This window comes from Clostridium sp. AN503, from assembly GCF_040719375.1.
GTDB lineage: Bacteria > Bacillota > Clostridia > Lachnospirales > Lachnospiraceae > Brotaphodocola.
The window spans coordinates 1,408,444-1,427,565 of the sequence record NZ_JBFDTP010000002.1; the positions used below are offsets into that span (position 1 = coordinate 1,408,444).

General features: G+C 55.1%; 15 protein-coding genes. All 15 read left to right on the forward strand.

Annotated features, from left to right (window positions below):
* The first annotated feature begins 159 nt into the window (after positions 1 to 159).
* The 15 genes from AB1I67_RS13740 to rsgA all read left to right on the forward strand — a co-directional run bounded on the left by AB1I67_RS13740 (position 160) and on the right by rsgA (position 19,108).
* The gene (locus AB1I67_RS13740) at positions 160 to 882 is read left to right on the forward strand and encodes an ATP-dependent Clp protease proteolytic subunit (protein WP_367030430.1); all 723 of its coding nucleotides are present in this window, start codon (positions 160 to 162) and stop codon (positions 880 to 882) included.
* An 81-nt stretch (positions 883 to 963) separates the two neighbouring features.
* Positions 964 to 1,449, forward strand: coding sequence for a hypothetical protein (locus AB1I67_RS13745; RefSeq protein WP_367030431.1), 486 nt, complete (start codon positions 964 to 966; stop codon positions 1,447 to 1,449).
* Entirely contained in the window at positions 1,373 to 3,871 is a 2,499-nt protein-coding gene (locus AB1I67_RS13750) for a DNA translocase FtsK (protein WP_367030432.1), read from the forward strand. The genes AB1I67_RS13745 and AB1I67_RS13750 overlap by 77 nt, the downstream gene beginning before the upstream one ends.
* Before the next feature lie 46 nt (positions 3,872 to 3,917).
* Complete coding sequence (locus AB1I67_RS13755) at positions 3,918 to 5,588, forward strand: formate--tetrahydrofolate ligase (RefSeq protein ID WP_367030433.1); 1,671 nt, start codon at positions 3,918 to 3,920, stop codon at positions 5,586 to 5,588.
* A gap of 25 nt (positions 5,589 to 5,613) precedes the next feature.
* Positions 5,614 to 7,086, forward strand: a complete 1,473-nt coding sequence (locus tag AB1I67_RS13760) for a UDP-N-acetylmuramoyl-L-alanyl-D-glutamate--2,6-diaminopimelate ligase (RefSeq protein WP_367030434.1) — start codon at positions 5,614 to 5,616, stop codon at positions 7,084 to 7,086.
* Between the two features lie 62 nt (positions 7,087 to 7,148).
* Positions 7,149 to 8,552, forward strand: coding sequence for a UDP-N-acetylmuramoyl-tripeptide--D-alanyl-D-alanine ligase (murF, locus tag AB1I67_RS13765; RefSeq protein ID WP_367030435.1), 1,404 nt, complete (start codon positions 7,149 to 7,151; stop codon positions 8,550 to 8,552).
* A 34-nt stretch (positions 8,553 to 8,586) separates the two neighbouring features.
* The gene (gene priA / locus AB1I67_RS13770; RefSeq protein WP_367030436.1) at positions 8,587 to 10,644 is read left to right on the forward strand and encodes a primosomal protein N'; all 2,058 of its coding nucleotides are present in this window, start codon (positions 8,587 to 8,589) and stop codon (positions 10,642 to 10,644) included.
* Positions 10,645 to 10,675: 31 nt separating this feature from the next.
* Complete coding sequence (def, locus tag AB1I67_RS13775) at positions 10,676 to 11,155, forward strand: peptide deformylase (protein WP_367030437.1); 480 nt, start codon at positions 10,676 to 10,678, stop codon at positions 11,153 to 11,155.
* A gap of 8 nt (positions 11,156 to 11,163) precedes the next feature.
* A complete protein-coding gene (fmt, locus tag AB1I67_RS13780; RefSeq protein WP_367030438.1) occupies positions 11,164 to 12,144 on the forward strand; it encodes a methionyl-tRNA formyltransferase in 981 nt (326 codons plus the stop codon).
* 2 nt (positions 12,145 to 12,146) lie between these two features.
* Positions 12,147 to 12,851 (forward strand): zinc metallopeptidase, encoded by a 705-nt coding sequence (locus AB1I67_RS13785; RefSeq protein ID WP_367030439.1) that lies wholly within the window; start codon positions 12,147 to 12,149, stop codon positions 12,849 to 12,851.
* A complete protein-coding gene (rsmB, locus tag AB1I67_RS13790) occupies positions 12,844 to 14,175 on the forward strand; it encodes a 16S rRNA (cytosine(967)-C(5))-methyltransferase RsmB (protein WP_367030440.1) in 1,332 nt (443 codons plus the stop codon). Before AB1I67_RS13785 ends, rsmB begins: the two co-directional genes overlap by 8 nt.
* Before the next feature lie 33 nt (positions 14,176 to 14,208).
* Positions 14,209 to 15,258 (forward strand): 23S rRNA (adenine(2503)-C(2))-methyltransferase RlmN, encoded by a 1,050-nt coding sequence (gene rlmN, locus AB1I67_RS13795; RefSeq protein ID WP_367030441.1) that lies wholly within the window; start codon positions 14,209 to 14,211, stop codon positions 15,256 to 15,258.
* A gap of 6 nt (positions 15,259 to 15,264) precedes the next feature.
* Entirely contained in the window at positions 15,265 to 16,008 is a 744-nt protein-coding gene (locus AB1I67_RS13800) for a Stp1/IreP family PP2C-type Ser/Thr phosphatase (protein ID WP_367030442.1), read from the forward strand.
* On the forward strand, positions 16,005 to 18,212 hold the full coding sequence (gene pknB / locus AB1I67_RS13805) for a Stk1 family PASTA domain-containing Ser/Thr kinase (protein WP_367030443.1): 2,208 nt from the start codon (positions 16,005 to 16,007) through the stop codon (positions 18,210 to 18,212). The genes AB1I67_RS13800 and pknB overlap by 4 nt, the downstream gene beginning before the upstream one ends.
* 14 nt (positions 18,213 to 18,226) lie before the next feature.
* Positions 18,227 to 19,108, forward strand: coding sequence for a ribosome small subunit-dependent GTPase A (gene rsgA, locus AB1I67_RS13810; protein ID WP_367030444.1), 882 nt, complete (start codon positions 18,227 to 18,229; stop codon positions 19,106 to 19,108).
* Positions 19,109 to 19,122: the final 14 nt, after the last annotated feature.

Consider the following 19,122-nt stretch of genomic DNA (forward strand, 5'->3'; position numbering starts at 1 on the left):
AGGCAATTTTATAAAAACAGTATAGCCTATTTCGGAGAAAATTGCGAATACAACATTTCTTATATGGGTTATTCGGAAGCAATTATAGCCAAAGGCGCATAGGGAAGGAAATTCTGCGCAAAATAAGAAAAGTTAATGAAGAAAGGGGACCAGTGAAATATGGCGCAGGACAACCAGAACCAGACAGAACAGAAAAAGGACGAGCAGGAGATCGAGGAGAAGGAGAACCAGAAGCTGGAGGATTACGGACAGATGACCCTGGACGGCAACAGGCGCAGGCGGAAGATCCATCTGCTCTCCATTATCGGTGAGGTGGAAGGGCATGAGAACCTGTCCGGCAATGCAAAGGCTACCAAATACGACCATGTACTGCCGCAGCTTGCACAGCTTGAGGATGATGACAGCGTAGAGGGACTGCTGGTGCTCCTCAATACGTCGGGCGGAGATGTGGATGCGGGGCTTGCTATCGCGGAAATGATCGCATCCTTAAGTATGCCCACCGTATCTCTTGTGTTGGGGGGCAGCCATTCCATCGGCGTGCCTCTGGCGGTTTCCACGGATTATTCCTTCATCGTGCCCACGGGAACCATGATGGTCCATCCGGTGCGGATGAGCGGGACCGTCATTGGGGCGGTACAGACCTATGAATATTTCGATATGATACAGGACCGGATCCTGACCTTTATCAGCGGGCATTCCAGGATTGCCTATGACCAGGTGAAACGGCTGATGCTGAATACCGAGATGCTGACCAGGGATCTGGGGACCGTGCTGGTGGGACAGGAGACCGTGAAGGAAGGCCTGATCGACGAGGTGGGCGGGATCCGTGAGGCGCTTAAAAAGCTGTACGACCTGATCGACGGGCGCGCAGAGCAGGGCTGAACTGAAAAAATGAGGGGAAGGTTGCATTTCCCTTCATTTTTTTGTATACTATCCTCAATGGGAAAGAGGAGGCATACATACGTGGCAGCAAGTAGTAAGAAGACATCAAGTTCAGGAAAATCAGGCGGGAGATCTACAGGCAAGCCGGGAAGGCCGAGGAAGAATCCGGCCCCGGTGCAGGAACCGGACAGCTTTATCCGGGCTGAGGTGATGATCATCCTGTCTTTTGCAGCTGCAGTCCTGCTGTTCTTAAGCAATTTTCACCTGTGCGGTGTTGCAGGTGATTTTTTGCGTGGAGTGCAGTTGGGCGTTTTCGGCATGGTGGGATTTATCGCGCCGCTGGTATTATTTGTAGGGACCTGCTTTTATATGTCAAACCGCGGGAATCTGACGGCTGTGCGCAAGATGATCGCATCAGTGGTGGCTTTTATTGTTCTGTGCGGGTTTGCGCAGCTTTTTCGGACAGGAACCGGAAACCGGGAAGGATCTTTTGGAGTATTACCGCCTGTCTGCGGCAAGCGGATGGGGAGGCGGCCTGGTGGGCGGCCTGGTCTGCCATGGACTTAAGACCATGTTTGGTACCGTGGGAGCGTTTTTGGTGCTCCTTGTATGCTTTGTGATCAGCGCAGTGTGTATCACGGAGCGGTCCTTTGTGGGGGCGGTTAAGAAGCACGGCGATGCAGCGTACCAGCACGCGAAAGAGGACATGGACCGCCGCAGGGAGCTACACGCGGAGCGGCAGGAGGAACGCCGCAGGCTGCGTGAGGAACAGCGTGTCCGGGGCGTCAATTTAGATTCCACGGATCTGTCGTCTGAGGCGTACAAAAATGACGGGTACGATGATTATGAAGACTATGAAGATTACGCAGATTATGAGGATTATGCGGATTACGAGGGACCGGACGCGGGAGTGGGAGCAGATCCGGTAACAGGTGCAGGCGGACGGGAGCAGGTGATGACCGGGATGAGCCAGAGGCCGGGGAGTCCGAAGCCCCAGGCGTCTGCCGATGAGTTCACGGGCAATATCTCCCTGCCCCCGGAATATCAGGAGGATGACGATACGGTGCCGTTTGATGCAGACGGTCCGGCGGCTGCTCCTGCATATGCCGCGGTGGAGAGCGGCATTCTGGAGGACGGCCTTCAGGAGAGCGGTCTTCATGAGACGGCACAGAGCCTTGTGGCGCAGGGAATGCGCAGACTGGACCAGGAGGAAGACATCTTCATGGATGAGGCTGTGCCGAAGTCAGCCGGTCCGGTGCCGGAATCGGAGCGGTATCTGCCGGATCCGGTGATATCAGAAGCTTTCTCGGGGGAATCGGCCGGGGAGGGTCTGGCGCAGGCAGAGGACTTCTCCATACCGGAGGAGGCCAAGCGGGTGGTGACGGCGGGCGGCAAGATCATCGAGACCGACACCGAGGCCTTAAAAAAGAAGCTGGAGTCGAAGAAGGCGGAAAAGGCGGCTGCGAAGGAGCCGGATGAGGCCAGTGTGCAGCAGGAGATCAAGGCGAAGGAGGAGGCTCCGAAGAAGGAGTATGTATTCCCTCCGGTCAGCCTTTTAAAACGCGGCAGCCGCATTGCAGGCAGCCATTCAGAGAAGGAATACAAAGCCACGGCCATCAAGCTGCAGCAGACTCTGCGCAATTTCGGGGTGGGCGTGACGGTGACCAATATCAGTTGCGGTCCGTCTGTGACGCGGTATGAGCTTCATCCGGAGCAGGGCGTGAAGGTCAGCAAGATCGTAGGTCTGTCCGACGACATCAAGCTGAGCCTGGCTGCAGAGGATATCCGCATTGAAGCTCCCATACCAGGCAAGTCGGCTGTGGGGATCGAGGTTCCCAACAAGGAGAATAATACCGTATACCTGCGGGATCTTTTGGAGGCGGATAATTTTAAGAGCCACCCGTCCCGTTTGGCTTTTGCGGTAGGTAAGGATATCGGAGGCCAGGTGGTGGTGACGGACATTGCCAAGATGCCCCATTTACTGATCGCAGGCGCGACCGGTTCCGGTAAATCCGTGTGTATCAACACCCTGATCATGAGCATTATTTACAAATCCAAACCGGAGGATGTAAAGCTCATTATGGTGGATCCGAAGGTGGTGGAGCTGAGCGTCTATAACGGCATTCCCCATCTGCTGATCCCGGTGGTGACCGATCCAAAGAAGGCCTCCGGCGCTTTAAACTGGGCTGTGGCGGAGATGACGGACCGTTACAAGAAGTTTGCGGAGTACAACGTCAGGGATCTGAAGGGATACAATGCAAAGATAGAGAACATCAAGGATATTGAGGATGAGAACAAGCCGAAGAAGATGCCCCAGATCGTGATCATTGTGGACGAGCTGGCGGATCTTATGATGGTGGCGCCCGGAGAGGTGGAGGATGCCATCTGCCGTCTGGCGCAGCTTGCCCGTGCGGCAGGCATCCATCTGGTGATCGCCACCCAGAGGCCGTCCGTCAATGTCATCACGGGACTGATCAAGGCCAACGTCCCGTCCCGGATTGCGTTTTCCGTGTCCTCCGGTGTGGATTCCCGGACGATCATCGATATGAACGGAGCAGAGAAGCTGTTGGGCAAGGGGGATATGCTGTTTTATCCTGCGGGTTATCCGAAGCCCCAGCGTGTCCAGGGCGCATTCGTGTCCGACCAGGAGGTCCAGAAGGTGGTGGACTTTTTGACGGAGCAGGGAATGACCTCAGACTATAACCCGGATGTGGAAAGCCAGATGAATGCGGCTCCGGCTGCAGCGGCAGGCGGCGGAAACAGCAGCCGTGACGAGTATTTCGACCAGGCGGGCAGGTTCATTATCGAGAAGGAAAAGGCATCCATCGGCATGCTCCAGCGGATGTTCAAGATCGGCTTCAACCGTGCCGCCCGCATTATGGACCAGCTTGCAGAGGCGGGAGTGGTCGGAGAGGAAGAGGGAACGAAACCCAGGAAGGTTCTCATGACCATGGACGAGTTCGACGAGATGCTGGAGCGCGGTGAGTAGGAATTTACGAGAAACAAGATAAATAAGATAAAGGAGGATGTGGCAGATGAAAACAGATATTGAGATTGCTCAGGAGGCGACCATGCTTCCCATCAGGGAAGTGGCAAAAGCGTATGGGATCGGGGAGGATGATTTAGAGCTGTACGGAAAGTACAAGACCAAGCTGACTGACGAGCTGTGGCAGCAGGTGAAGGATAAGGAAGACGGCAAGCTGGTGCTGGTGACAGCCATCAACCCGACTCCCGCAGGCGAGGGCAAGACCACCACGAGCATCGGGCTGGCGGACGCACTGACCCGTCTGGGCAACAAAACCCTTCTGGCGCTGCGCGAGCCGTCCCTGGGACCGTGCTTCGGGATCAAGGGAGGCGCTGCAGGCGGCGGATATGCCCAGGTGGTGCCCATGGAGGATCTAAACCTGCATTTCACCGGTGATTTCCATGCGATCACATCTGCCAACAACCTTCTGGCTGCACTGCTTGACAACCATATCCAGCAGGGCAATGCGCTGCAGATCGATACCCGCCAGATCCTCTGGAAACGCTGTCTGGATATGAATGACCGTGTGCTGAGGAACGTGGTGGTTGGCCTTGGGGCCAAGGCGGACGGCGTGGTGCGCGAGGATCATTTTGTGATCACCGTTGCGTCGGAGATCATGGCGATCCTCTGCCTGGCAGACGATATGAAAGATTTAAAAGAGCGGCTTGGAAAGATCATTGTCGCATATAATTATGCAGGTGAGCCGGTGACGGCGGCACAGCTCAATGCAGTGGGCGCTATGGCGGCGCTCCTGAAGGACGCTATCAAGCCGAACATGATCCAGACTCTGGAGCACACCGGAGCCCTGGTCCATGGCGGGCCGTTTGCCAACATCGCCCATGGCTGCAACAGCGTGCGCGCCACCAAGACCGCGCTCAAGCTGGCGGATATCGTGGTGACGGAGGCCGGCTTCGGCGCAGACCTGGGGGCGGAGAAGTTCCTGGATATCAAGTGCCGGAAAGCGGGGCTTAGACCGGATGCGGTAGTGCTGGTCGCCACAGTACGCGCCCTCAAGTATAACGGCGGCGTTCCCAAGACAGAGCTTGGAGCCGAGAACCTGGAAGCCCTTGCAAAGGGGATCGTAAACCTGGAGAAGCATATTGAGAACATCCAGAAATTCGGCGTTCCGGTAGTAGTGACCCTAAACTCCTTTGTGAGCGATACGGAAGCGGAATATGAGTTCATCCGTGATTTCTGTGAGAAACGCGGCTGCGAGTTTGCCCTGTCCGAGGTATGGGCCAAAGGCGGCGAGGGCGGCGAGGCTCTGGCGCAGAAGGTAATGGATACGTTAAACCATAAGGAGAGCCATTATCATCCGATCTATCCGGATGAGATGAGCCTCAGGGAGAAGGTACATACGATCGCGACGGAGATCTACGGGGCGGACGGCGTGTCCTATGCTCCGGCGGCGTCCAGGGCGATCGCCCGGATCGAGGAGATGGGATTTGGCAATCTGCCGGTATGTATGGCAAAGACCCAGTATTCCCTGTCGGATGACCAGACGAAGCTTGGCCGTCCGAGCGGCTTTACCATCAACGTGCGCGATGTTTACGTATCTGCGGGCGCAGGCTTTGTGGTGGCGCTGACCGGCGCGATCATGACCATGCCGGGACTGCCGAAAAAACCGGCGGCGGACGGGATTGATGTGAATGATGACGGTGTGATCACCGGATTATTCTGATGAGACAGAAAGGATTAGACAGAGTATGATGATAAAAGACTGGCTGGAAGGGCTTGATTATACCCTGCTTCAGGGGAGTCTGGAGGCGGAGGTCCAGGAAGTGGTCTATGACTCCAGAAAGGCGGCCCCGGGGACCGTGTTTATCTGCATGAAGGGAACCAGGACCGATTCTCATGATTTTATCCCCCAGGTGGTGGAAGCGGGAGTGGAGGTCCTGGTGGTGGAACGCCCTGTAAGCGTACCGGAGCATATAACTGTGATCCGGGTAAGAAACGGGCGCGAGGCCCTTGCGGTGCTGTCTGCGGCGCGGTTTGGAAACCCGTCGCGAAAACTTTTGATGATCGGCGTGACCGGGACCAAGGGAAAGACTACCACGACCCACATGATCAAGGCGATCCTGGAGGCGGCAGGGAAAAAGACCGGGATGATCGGTACAAACGGCGTGTACATTGGCGGTGAGCATTATCCCACCGTCAATACCACGCCGGAATCCTATGAGCTGCACAGGCATTTTGCCAGGATGGCGGAAGCCGGATGCGAGTGCTGTGTGATGGAGGTTTCTTCCCAGGCGTTTAAAATGTATCGTGTGGCGGGGATACTGTTTGACTATGCAGTGTTCACGAACATCTCTCCGGACCATATCGGACCGGATGAGCATAAGGATTTTGAGGAGTATTTAAACTGCAAGAAGCAGATCTTCAGCCAGTGCCGCCACGGGCTGGTCAATATGGACGATGAGCATGTGGATGCGATTGTGAAGGATATACCCTGTGAGTGGACCGGTTTTGGCCTGCACGAGGGGGCGGGGTATCAGGCGGAGGATATCCGCTATGTGTCGGAGCCGGATTTTGTGGGGATCGAGTTTGACATCAGAGGGAACCATCAGATCCCGGTCCGCGTGAATATCCCGGGTAAATTCAATGTCTACAACGCTCTTGCGGCTGCCGCGGTCACCCTATGGCTGGGGGTTCCGGCCGACCGATTGCAGCACGCCCTGGAGCATCTTAGGATCGACGGCAGGATGGAGATCGTCTACACCTCCGCGAAATGCTGCGTGATCGTGGACTATGCCCACAATGCGGTCAGCATGGAGAGCCTGCTTGCCACCCTTCGGGAGTATCATCCGAAACGCCTGGTGTGTGTGTTCGGCTGCGGGGGAAACCGCTCCAAGGACCGCAGATATACCATGGGGGAGATCGGCGGCAGGATGGCAGACCTTTCCATTATCACGGCTGACAATTCCCGCTATGAGCGGGTGGAGGATATCATTGCGGATATCCGGGGCAGCATCGAGAAAACCGGAGGGAAGTTTATCGAGATCCCGGACCGGCGGGAGGCCATAGCCTACAGCATTACCCATGCAGAGCCGGGGGATATGATCGCGGTTATCGGAAAGGGACATGAGGACTACCAGGAGATCGAGGGCGTCCGACATCCGTTTTTGGACCGGGCGGTCGTGGAGGAAGTTGTGGCGGGACTGGACCGGGACAAAGCATAACCGGCAGATTGATTCATGAAACGGCGCAGTCCGAAATAAGATAAAGAAAAGAGATACCAGATATGGAGCAGATGACGGTAAATGACATTGTAAAGGCGACAGGCGGACGCCTGTTATGCGGGGACGGCAGTATGCCCCTGGTACATATCAGTATTGATTCCCGCAATATGAAGGGGCAGGATCTGTTTGTTCCCATCGTAGGAGAAAAGGTGGACGCCCATCGTTTTATAGAACAGGCGTTTTCCGTCGGAGCCGTGGCGACCCTGACCAGCGAACATGATTCCATGGAGGATACCCGTCCATGGGTCCGGGTGGAGGATACGAAAAAAGCCCTTCAGGATATCGGGGCATATTATAGGGCCAGGCTGCAGCTGCCTTTGGTGGGGATCACGGGAAGCGTGGGGAAGACCACCACAAGGGAGATGATCGCCGCGGCGCTTTCCGCCCGCTACCGGGTGTATAAGACGCCGGGCAATTCCAACAGCCAGGTGGGTGTGCCGATCACCTTATCGGAGATCACTTCGGAGGATGAGATCGGCGTGCTGGAGCTGGGGATGAGCATGCCTGGAGAACTGACTGTTATTGCAAAGCTGGCGAAGGTGGACATGGCGGTGATCACCAATGTTGGGGTTACCCATATTGAACAGCTTGGAAGCCAGGAGAATATTTACCGGGAAAAGATGACGATCCAGGACGGCTTGAAGGACGGCGGCGTGCTCTTCTTAAACGGAGACGACCCGATGCTCAAAACAACCTGTGCAAAGGATGGCTGCCGGACTGTGTATTACGGGACCGGGGACAACAGCAGTTACCGGGCTGAGGATATCCGGATCGAGGACGGTTTCCCGGTCTTTACCGCTGTCTGCGGGGAGAAAGAGATACGGATCCCGGTGCGCCTTGGGATCATGGGAAGGCACAATGTGCTCAATGCCATGGTAGCGCTTGCTGTGGCAGATGAAAATGGGATCCCGCTCGATGCTGCGGCAAGAATGCTGGAGGAATTTACCGGATTTCAGAACCGGCAGCAGACTTATGAGCGAGACGGCGTCACGATCATCGACGATACCTACAATGCCAGCCCGGTATCTATGAAGGCGGGGCTGGAGGTGCTGGCGTCCATGAAGCAGGCAGAGCGCCGGATCGCGGTGCTGGCTGACATGAAGGAGCTGGGGCCGGATGCTCCGAAGTTTCATCGGGAGATCGGCGTCTGGATGGCGGAACATCCGGTGGATGTGCTGTTTACGCTGGGGGAGCTTGCCCTGGAGATCGAGTCGGGGCTTCGTGAGAGCGGTGGCCTGTGCGGCGGTATTTATTTTGATCATTTTGAGGCGGAGGACCGGGACGGACTTTATAAGGCCCTTATGGATACCTTGAAACCGGGGGACTGTGTGCTCTTAAAAGGCTCCAACAGCATGAAGCTGGGCGAGGTGGCGGCGCGCCTGATCCATCCGGGCAAAGAAACGTAACTGAGACAAGGAAAAGTGACAGACAGGTGAGTGTATGGCAGAACAGTATGCCAGTATTATTATAGATATTTCCCATGAAAACGTGGACCGTGTGTTCCAGTACCGGATTCCCGAGGAGCTTTTATCGGAGATCCGGATCGGAGTGCAGGTCTGCGTTCCTTTTGGTTCAGGAAACCGCACCAGAAAAGGATATGTGGTGGATATAACGGAAAAACCGGATTATGATGTCTCTAAGATCAAGGAGATCGCAGGGATTGTATCGGGGAGCGTGACGGCAGGGTCCCAGCTGATCGAGCTGGCCTGGTGGATGAAGGAGCAGTACGGCTCCACTATGAACCAGGCTTTAAAAACGGTGCTTCCGGTCAAACAGAAGGTAAAGGCCCGCAACAAACAGGTCGTTACGTCCATGCTGGGTGAGGACGCGGTGTTTGGCGGGCTCGCCGGGGCGGCAGCGGAAACAGCGGAGCAGCAGAGCGCTCCGGGCGTCCTGCTCAACGAAGAACAGCGTGAGATCGCGGACCGTTTTTGTGCAGATTATGATCACGGGGACCGGGTTCCTTATCTGCTCCACGGCATCACCGGAAGCGGCAAGACGGAGGTCTACATGGCGATGATCGACCATGTTCTTGCAGAAGGAAAACAGGTCATCGTCCTGATTCCGGAGATCGCCCTGACCTATCAGACGGTCATGCGGTTTTACCGCCGCTTTGGGAAACGGATCTGCGTGATGCATTCCCGGCTCTCGGCGGGAGAGCGCTGCGACCAGTTTGAGCGGGCGAAGCGGGGAGAGACGGACATCATGATCGGTGCCCGGTCCGCCCTGTTTACACCGTTTTCCAACCTGGGCCTGATCATCATGGACGAGGAGCATGAGGGGGCTTACAAGAGCGAGGTGACGCCCCGGTATCACGCCAGGGAAGTGGCGGAGAAGCTGGCCCAGATGAACCATGCGGCCTTTGTCATGGGGTCTGCCACCCCTTCTCTGGAGGCTTATAACAAGGCGAAGGCAGGGATCTACCGGCTGTTTGCCCTGAGGCAGAGGGCAGGAAGCGGGAGCAGCCTGGCTGCGGTGGAGGTGGTGGATCTGCGGCGGGAGATGCAGGCCGGGAACAAATCCATATTCAGCGGGCGGATGCAGGTACTGATCGCGGACAGGCTTGAAAAGAAGGAGCAGGTCATGCTGTTCATGAACCGCAGGGGCTATTCCAGCTTTGTATCCTGCCGTGCCTGCGGGGAGGCGATGAAATGCCCCCACTGCGACGTGTCTTTGACGCTGCATAACCGCAGCCGGCTGGTGTGCCATTACTGCGGCTATACGATTCCGATGCCGAAGACCTGCCCGGAATGCGGTTCTCCGTATCTGGCGGGTTTTGGGATCGGAACTCAGAAGATCGAGGAGATGGCGGCGCAGATGTTTCCGGAGGCGCGGATCCTGAGGATGGATCTGGATACCACATCGAAAAAGGGCGGCCACGAGGCCATCCTCTCGGCCTTCTCGAAAGGGGAGGCGGATATCCTGATCGGTACCCAGATGATCGTAAAAGGCCATGATTTTCCGGGAGTGACCCTGGTGGGAGTCCTGGCGGCGGATGTGTCTTTGTATGCTCCTGATTACCGCTGCGCGGAGCGGACCTTCCAGCTTCTGGTGCAGGCTGCGGGCCGGGCGGGCCGCGCGGATAAACCGGGCATTGCCGTGATCCAGACTTATATGCCGGAGCATTACAGCATCCAGGCTGCGGCAGCTCAGGACTACGAGGAGTTTTACCGCCAGGAAATGGGATACCGGAAGCTGATGTCCTACCCGCCATCCTGCCATATGCTGAGCATCCAGGTGGCGGGAAAGGACGAGGAGCTGACAGCCCATATGATGGACTTGATCCACGGCTCCATATGCCGCAGATTCGGCGCGCACACGCCTGTGATCGGTCCGGTTCCGGCTCCTGTATACAAAGTTAATGATATTTACAGAAAAATTTTATATATGAAACAGGAAAACTATGATATACTAATAAGAATCCAGAAATATGTCCAGGATCGCTGGGACGAGACGGAAAGCTGTAAAAGACTGACCATACAATATGATTTTTCATAAAGATAAGAGAAAGGAAGCAGGACGAGAAAAGATGGCAATCAGACAGGTTAGAACCATAGGGGACGAGATTTTGACAAAAGAATGCAAGCCGGTAAAGGAGGTTACTCCGCGCATCCGGGAACTGATCGAGGATATGTTTGAGACCATGTATGAGTCCAACGGCGTAGGACTTGCGGCGCCGCAGGTAGGGATCTTAAAGCAGATCGTGGTCATGGACGTGGACGGGGAGAACCAGTATGTGCTGATCAACCCGGAGATCCTTGAGGAGAGCGGCAGCCAGACCGGACCGGAAGGGTGCTTAAGCGTGCCGGGCAAGTCCGGTACCGTGACCCGGCCGAACTATGTGAAGGTCCGCGCCTTTGATGAGAATATGGAAGAGTATGAGCTGGAGGGAGAAGAACTCCTGGCCAGATGTATCTGCCACGAGTGCGCTCATCTCCATGGACAGCTCTATGTGGATCTGGTGGAAGGCGAGCTGACGGATGTGAGCGCCGATTTTGAGGAGGAGTAAACAGGACTATGAGGATTATTTTTATGGGAACGCCGGATTTTTCGGTGCCGACTCTTGAGAGCCTGATCCAGTCCCGCCATCAGGTGATCGGCGTGGTGACCCAGCCGGATAAGCCGAAGGGACGGGGGAAGGAGATATCCATGTCCCCAGTCAAGGAGACGGCGCAAAAGCACCATATCCCGGTCTATCAGCCGGTGCGCGCCAGGGAGAGTTCTTTTGTGGAAGAGATGCGCTCTTTGGAGCCGGATGTGATGGTCGTCATTGCGTTTGGGCAGATATTATCCAGGGAATTTCTTGAGATTCCCAAATACGGATGCATCAACATTCATGCATCCCTGCTGCCGGCATACCGCGGCGCAGCCCCGATCCAGTGGGCAGTGATCAATGGGGACAAGGAGACCGGGCTCACGACCCAGATGATGGATGTGGGGATCGATACCGGTGATATCCTGGAGACGGTTGTGGTCCCCTTAGACGAGAAAGAGACGGGAGGAAGCCTGTTTGACCGTTTGAGCCTGCTGGGAGGGGATCTGATCCTTACCACACTGGACAAGCTGGAGAACGGGACTCTTGTAAGGACCCCGCAGGACCATGAAAAAGCGACTCATGTGAAGAAGATTCCCAAGTCCATGGGAGAGATAGACTGGACCATGGACGCGGTTTCCATAGAACGCCTGATCCGGGGCCTGAATCCCTGGCCCAGCGCATATACACATTGGAATGGGAAGATGTTAAAGATCTGGGAAGCCGATGTGATCCCTGAGAGCGGGGAGGCTGCTGACGGACTGTCACAGGGCGGCGACGCTGCCCGTGCAGCGGAATGCGGCCGGGTTTTAGAGGCGGCAGGCGATTCCCTTAAGATCCAGACCGGGAACGGTATTTTAAAGATCAACTCCCTTCAGCTTGAAGGCAAGAAACGGATGGATACGGCGGCGTTTCTCCGGGGATATCCCGTGGAACCAGGCTGTATGATGGAAAGGAGCGAGTAACGATGTACGGATATATGCCATTTTATTATGATCCGACGATGATCCTGGTGATCATCGGAGCAGTATTGTCTATGTGGGCGTCCTCCCGCGTGAACAGCACCTTCAGGAAATATTCCCAGGTGCGCAGTATGACCGGCATGACCGGAGCGGAGGCTGCCAAAAGGATCCTGAATTCCCAGGGGATCTTTGATGTGACGGTACAGCCGGTCAGAGGCCAGCTCACCGATCACTATGACCCCAGGACCAAGACCGTGAATTTATCGGAGGCGGTGTACGGACAGACCTCTGTGGCGGCGGTCGGTGTTGCGGCACATGAGTGCGGCCATGCGATCCAGGACAATGTGGGCTATACGCCCCTGCGCCTCCGCGCGGCGTTTGTCCCAGTGGCGAACCTGGGAAGCCGGATGGCGATGCCTCTGATCCTGATCGGATTTTTCTTGAGCCTCGGGCCGTTTATTGAGGTTGGGATCTGGATGTTTGTGCTGGCGGTGCTGTTTCAAGTGATCACTCTGCCAGTGGAGTTTAACGCATCCTCCCGAGCGGTAAAGCTGCTGGATCAGGTCGGGATTTTACAGGGACAAGAAGTGGACGGCACGAAAAAGGTGCTGGGGGCTGCGGCGCTCACCTATGTGGCGGCGGTGGCGGCGTCCGTGCTTCAGCTTTTGCGTCTGGTGCTTTTATTTGGAGGACGCAGGAACAATGACTAAACCTACCCAGAGCCGCGAGCTGATCCTGGATATCCTGATGGAGATCCTGGAAAATGGCGGCTACAGCCATATTATCCTGCGGCAGGCACTGGAGAAATACCAGTATCTGGAGAAACAGGACCGGGCCCTTATCACCCGCGTGGTGGAGGGGACGATCGAGTACCGCTTAACGATCGATGCGGTGATCGATGCATGTTCCAAGACCAAAGTGGAGAGGATGAAGCCCATCATTCGCACGATCCTGCGGATGTCTGTCTATCAGATCATCTGGATGGACCGGATTCCGGACAGCGCTGTCTGCAACGAGGCGGTAAAGCTGGCTGAAAAGCGCCGGTTTGTAGGGCTGAAGGGTTTTGTGAACGGCGTACTGCGCACCATCTCCCGTAGAAAAGAAGAGTTTGTATTCCCGGACTGGTCCAGACGGTATTCCATGCCGGACTGGCTGATCGAGCTGTGGAAGAAACAGTATCCGGCAGAGACGGTGGAAGGAATGCTGAAAGCCTTTTTACAGGATATGCCTACTACGGTGCGGTGCAATTTAGACCGGGCGTCGATGGAGGAGATTGAAACCAGTCTTAAGAGCCAGAATGTGGATGTGGCGGCGAGTCCGTTATCTTCCAATGCGCTTTTGATCTCCCACTATGATTATCTGGAGAGCCTGGAGGCGTTTGGGAACGGATGGATCCAGGTGCAGGACGTCAGTTCTTCTTTTGTGGGAGACGTGGCGGACCCCCAGCCGGGAGATATGGTTTTAGACGTATGCGGCGCGCCCGGCGGGAAGAGCCTGCACATTGCGGACCGGTTAAAAGGAACCGGGCTGGTGGTGGTCCGGGATCTGTCGGAGCAGAAGATCCGCATGGTCGAGGACAATATGGAGCGGACCGGTTTTACCAATATGCGGGCGGAGGTGTGGGATGCCCTGGAGTTTGATCCGGAGTGGGAGGGTCGTGCGGACATTGTTATCGCGGATCTGCCCTGTTCCGGTCTTGGGATCATCGGCAAGAAGCCGGATATCAAGTATCAGGTGACGGAGGAGAAGCTTAAGGCCCTGGCGGAGCTTCAAAAGGAGATCCTGTCTGTGGTATCCCGCTATGTGAAACCGGGGGGAAAGCTGATCTACAGTACCTGTACCATTGACCGGCTGGAGAATGAGGACCAGAGGGAGTGGTTTTTATCCCGTTTTCCTTTTGAGAGCAGCCCGATCGACGGGATGCTGGGGGATGCGGTCAGGGAAGATACCATGAAGGACGGCTATGTACAGCTGGTCCCGGGACGTTATCCCTGCGACGGCTTCTTTATTGCTGCGTTTAAAAGAGTGCAGTAGAGAGCGGAGTATCATAGGATTGGACGAAAAAAGATGGAAAAGAAAGATATCAAATCCCTTTACTTAACGGAACTGGAGCAGGAGATCCGGGAGATGGGGGATAAGCCTTTTCGGGCGAAACAGATTTACCAGTGGCTCCATGAGAAGCTGGTGACGGACTTTGAAGAGATGAGCAACCTCTCCAAAGGACTGCGGGAGCAGCTTAAGGAACGGTTTGAGCTCACGGCGCTGTCTGTGGTTGATGTGAAGCAGTCCCAGATCGACGGGACCAGAAAGTATCTGTTCCGGCTTTCGGACGGCAATGTGATCGAGAGTGTGTGGATGCAGTATCATCACGGCAATTCCGTGTGCATTTCCTCTCAGGTGGGCTGCCGGATGGGCTGCCGTTTCTGCGCCTCCACCTTAGACGGGCTGGAGCGGAATTTAACGGCGGCGGAGATGCTGGATCAGATCTACCGGATCCAGACCCTTACGGGGGAACGGGTATCCAATGTGGTCATCATGGGTTCCGGGGAACCGATGGACAATTACGACAACGTGGTCCGGTTTGTGAGGCTGATCTCCGGGGAGCAGGGTTTAAATATCAGCCAGAGGAATATTACGGTCTCTACCTGCGGCCTGGTGCCGGAGATGCGGAAGCTGGCGGAGGAGGATCTGCAGATCACCCTTGCCTTATCCCTCCATGCGCCAAATGATGAGGTGAGGAGATCGCTGATGCCCATAGCAAGGCGTTATGCCCTTTCCGATGTGCTGGATGCATGCCGCTATTACTTTGAGCGGACTGGGCGGCGTATGACCTTTGAGTACAGCCTGGTGAGCGGAGTCAACGATAACTTAAGCGAGGCGAAGGCACTGGCTGCGCTTTTAAAGGATATGCACGGGCATGTGAACCTGATCCCGGTCAATCCGATCAAGGAGCGGGATTATGTCCAGTCCGGACAGAAGGCAATCCAGGAATTTAAGAATTATCTTGAAAAAAATGGAATAAATGTTACCATAAGAAGGGAAATGGGCCGGGATATTAACGGGGCCTGCGGACAGCTCAGAAAGAGTTTCCTGGATGATGAGAGAAAAGGAGGTTGAGGGAAGATGGAAGCCTATGCGCTGACAGATGTGGGATTGAACCGCAGTATGAATCAGGATTATATATTTTCCTCAACGACACCGATTGGGTCACTTGACAACCTGTTTATCGTTGCGGATGGTATGGGAGGCCACAAGGCGGGGGATTTTGCGTCCCGGTTTGTGGTGGAGAAGCTGGTGGAGTTCTTTGGGAACAAATACCCGGAAAAGGACGTACACGGCATATTGAAAGAGGGAATCCGGAGAGTAAACCGGGAGCTTTATGAGAAAGCCAGCGAGGACGGGAATCTTCGCGGGATGGGCAGCACGCTGGTGCTTGCCACGATCAAGGGCAACGTGCTCTATGTTGCCAATATCGGCGACAGCCGTCTTTATCTTCTGAGAGAAGAATTAGAGCAGATTACAAGAGATCATTCTTATGTGGAGGAACTGGTGGCCCTGGGCAAGATGAAGCGGGGCAGCCGGGATTATCTGGAAAAAAAGAATATCATCACCCGTGCAGTCGGCACGTCCGCGGAGGTGGACACCGATTTATTTGCGCTGAAACTGAAAAGCCGGGATTACATACTGATGTGCTCCGACGGTCTCAGCAATATGGTGGATGAATTTGAGATAGAGTACATTATCCGTTCTGAAGAAGGACTGGAGATGAAGGCGAAAGGCCTGGTGGATGCAGCGAACCGGGGCGGCGGCAAGGACAATATTTCGGTTGTCCTGGTGGAGCCGCAGATAAGTGAGGTGAGCTTATGATGCTGAGACCGGGTACATTTTTACAGGACCGATACGAGATCCTGGAGCAGATCGGCTCCGGGGGAATGTCTGTGGTATACAAGGCCAAATGCCATAAGTTAAACAGGCTGGTAGCCATCAAGGTGCTGAAAGAAGAATTCTGCAACGACAGCAATTTTGTCAGCAAGTTCAAGATGGAAGCCCAGGCGGCGGCAGGGCTGTCCCATCCGAACATTGTCAGCGTTTATGATGTTATCGATGAGGGGAAGATCCATTATATCGTGATGGAGCTGATCGAGGGCATCACCCTGAAAAGCTATATAGCAAAGAAGGGGAAGCTGGAGGTCAAGGAGAGCATCGGGATCGCGATCCAGGTGGCGCAGGGCATTGCGGCCGCCCATGAGCAGCACATTATCCACCGGGATATCAAACCCCAGAACATGATCATTTCCCGGGACGGCAAGGTGAAGGTGGCGGATTTTGGGATCGCCCGGGCGGTTTCTGCCCAGACCTTAAGCTCGGCAGCCATGGGGTCCGTCCACTATATCTCGCCGGAACAGGCAAAGGGCGGATTCAGCGATGAGCGGAGCGATATTTATTCCCTTGGCATCACCATGTATGAGATGGTGACCGGGCGGGTGCCATTTGAGGGGGACAATACGGTTACGATCGCTCTGGCGCATCTGGAGGACGCCGTTGTGCCGCCAAGCGTCTACAATCCGGAGATATCAGTGAGCCTGGAGCGGATCATCTTAAAATGTACGGAGAAGAAGCCGGAGCGCCGGTATTCCAGCGCCAACGATGTGATCGCAGATCTCAGGGAAGCGCTCTTGCACCCGGAGGTGGGGTTTGTAAAGGATGCGCAGAGCAGGGCGCTGGGCGGTGAGACCGTACAGATCAGCAGCCAGGAGCTGTCACAGATCAAGGAGCGGAAACGTCCGGTGCCGGAGATTGAGCTGACACGGAATATATCTAAAGATTACCGGGATGAATACAGGGATGAAGCGGCGGCGACCCGCAGACCCTACCGTGAACCTGAAAAAATGGAACTGGAAAAACGAAATACCGGGAAAAATCCCAATAAAAAGAAAAAGGATCCGGACGATGAGGTGAGTCCTCAGTTTGAGCGGATGCTGGCAGGCGCCGGTATCATCGTGGCGATCATCATTGTGGCTGTGATGATCGTGGTATTTTCAAAGCTGGGCGGTCTGTTCCAGTCTGGTTCCGGCCTGCTTCAGAAGGAGAGCACGGAGGCTTCCGTTACGGCAGATGAGACTGCTGAACCGGAGTCAGAGCTTAAGGATACGGAGGTTTATATGCCTGATCTTCGCAATCTGCCGGAGGATATGGCGGAGAGCCAGCTGAAGGAGAAGGAATATAACCTGACCATGAAGCGGACTTACGAATATTTTGACGATGTGGACAAGGGCCGGATTGCCAGCCAGGAGCCGGCGCCGGGAGAAGTGGTGTTAAAAGGTTCCAATGTGAAGGTTGTGGTCAGCAACGGTTCCGACAAGCTGAACCTGACCGAGCTGGGGATCAGCGAGCTGGACGGCAGTACGGCAAAGAAGTTTCTCCAGAGCAAAAACCTGAATGTGGAAGTGATCGAGGAAGAAAACGAGACTATAGAAAAGAACAAAGTAATAAGATATGAACCGGAACGGGTGCCGGAAGGCGGGACAGTGAAGCTGTACATCAGCAGCGGTCCTCACGTGGATCTGGCAGCTGTGCCTTATATCATCGGCAGTACGGAGGAGGATGCGATCGCACTCCTGGTAGAAGCGGGGCTGTCGTCGGGAAGCGCGACCACGGAGCCGAGTGATACGGTTGAAAAGGGGCATGTGATCAGTCAGAGCATTGGTTCCGGAACCCAGATCGAGCTGGGCGGAAAAGTGGATTATGTGGTCAGCAGCGGCCCGGAGATCCACAACCAGCGTTATGTGGCATCTATCAATGAGGTATATGATCTGAGCAATCTGATCGGTCCGGGAGCGGGGACGTCCAGCGTTACCGTGCTGATCCGCCTGCGCCAGGGGCCTGATGAGAATCCGATCTATAAGGTCCTGACCCAGACAACTCCAGTCAAAGGAGACGTGCTTTTGCCGGTCAGCTATACCAGCATTGAGAGCCAGGATGGAACCGATGAGGGAAGGCTGGAGATCGTGGATGTGAATTCCGGCGATATTATCAAGACATATCCGCTGACCTTTTTCCCGATGGATTAACAGGTAGGAAGAGAATGACAGGAAAGATTATTAAAGGAATCGCAGGTTTTTATTATGTTCATGACGGGCGGGAGAGGGTATACGCCTGTAAGGCAAAAGGGATATTCCGGAACCGGGGGATCAAGCCGGCAGTGGGAGATAATGTGGCATTTACTGTGCTTGATGAGGCAGATGGGGAAGGGAATATCGATGAGATACTGCCCCGGAAAAATGTGCTGGTCCGTCCGGCCTCGGCCAATGTGGATCAGGCTCTGGTGGTGTTTGCCATCACCCAGCCGGAACCGAACTTAAATCTCCTGGACCGGTTTCTGATCATGATGATGGCACAGGATATCCCGGTGACCATCTGCTTTAACAAGATTGATTTAAGCGGAGGAGAGAAACAGGAAAAGTATCGTTTGATCTATGAGCGGGCCGGATATCCGGTCATGTTCACCAGTGCATATGAGGATTCGGGGATGGAGCAGATCCGCAGCTTCCTGCGGGGAAAGACCACGATCCTGGCGGGGCCATCCGGGGTAGGGAAATCGTCTCTGACCAATATCCTTCAGCCGGAGGCAGCTATGGAAACCGGAAGCATCAGTGAAAAGATCAAACGTGGAAAACACACCACCCGCCATGCAGAGCTGTTCTGTGTGGAAGAGGACACTTATCTGATGGATACGCCGGGGTTCAGCTCCATGTATTTAGAAGAGATAGAGGCGGGGCAGCTGAAATACTATTTTCCGGAATTCGAGCCGTTTGAGGCGGACTGCAGGTTCCTTGCGGACTGTGTCCATATCGGGGAGCCGGTCTGCGGCGTAAAAGCCGCCCTGGAGCGGGGGGAGATCGACGTCAGCAGGTATGAGAATTACCGGATGCTTTATCAGGAATTAAAGGAACGGAAAAAGTACTGATCGAAGGGAGAACA

Excerpts from the sequence above, each read along its gene's own strand:
- AB1I67_RS13740 (WP_367030430.1), top strand. The coding sequence starts at position 160 with ATGGCGCAGGACAACCAGAACCAGACAGAACAGAAAAAGGACGAGCAG.
- AB1I67_RS13755 (WP_367030433.1), top strand. The coding sequence starts at position 3,918 with ATGAAAACAGATATTGAGATTGCTCAGGAGGCGACCATGCTTCCCATC.
- AB1I67_RS13760 (WP_367030434.1), top strand. The coding sequence starts at position 5,614 with ATGATGATAAAAGACTGGCTGGAAGGGCTTGATTATACCCTGCTTCAG.
- murF (WP_367030435.1), top strand. The coding sequence starts at position 7,149 with ATGGAGCAGATGACGGTAAATGACATTGTAAAGGCGACAGGCGGACGC.
- priA (WP_367030436.1), top strand. The coding sequence starts at position 8,587 with ATGGCAGAACAGTATGCCAGTATTATTATAGATATTTCCCATGAAAAC.
- def (WP_367030437.1), top strand. The coding sequence starts at position 10,676 with ATGGCAATCAGACAGGTTAGAACCATAGGGGACGAGATTTTGACAAAA.
- fmt (WP_367030438.1), top strand. The coding sequence starts at position 11,164 with ATGAGGATTATTTTTATGGGAACGCCGGATTTTTCGGTGCCGACTCTT.
- AB1I67_RS13785 (WP_367030439.1), top strand. The coding sequence starts at position 12,147 with ATGTACGGATATATGCCATTTTATTATGATCCGACGATGATCCTGGTG.
- rsmB (WP_367030440.1), top strand. The coding sequence starts at position 12,844 with ATGACTAAACCTACCCAGAGCCGCGAGCTGATCCTGGATATCCTGATG.
- rlmN (WP_367030441.1), top strand. The coding sequence starts at position 14,209 with ATGGAAAAGAAAGATATCAAATCCCTTTACTTAACGGAACTGGAGCAG.
- AB1I67_RS13800 (WP_367030442.1), top strand. The coding sequence starts at position 15,265 with ATGGAAGCCTATGCGCTGACAGATGTGGGATTGAACCGCAGTATGAAT.
- pknB (WP_367030443.1), top strand. The coding sequence starts at position 16,005 with ATGATGCTGAGACCGGGTACATTTTTACAGGACCGATACGAGATCCTG.
- rsgA (WP_367030444.1), top strand. The coding sequence starts at position 18,227 with ATGACAGGAAAGATTATTAAAGGAATCGCAGGTTTTTATTATGTTCAT.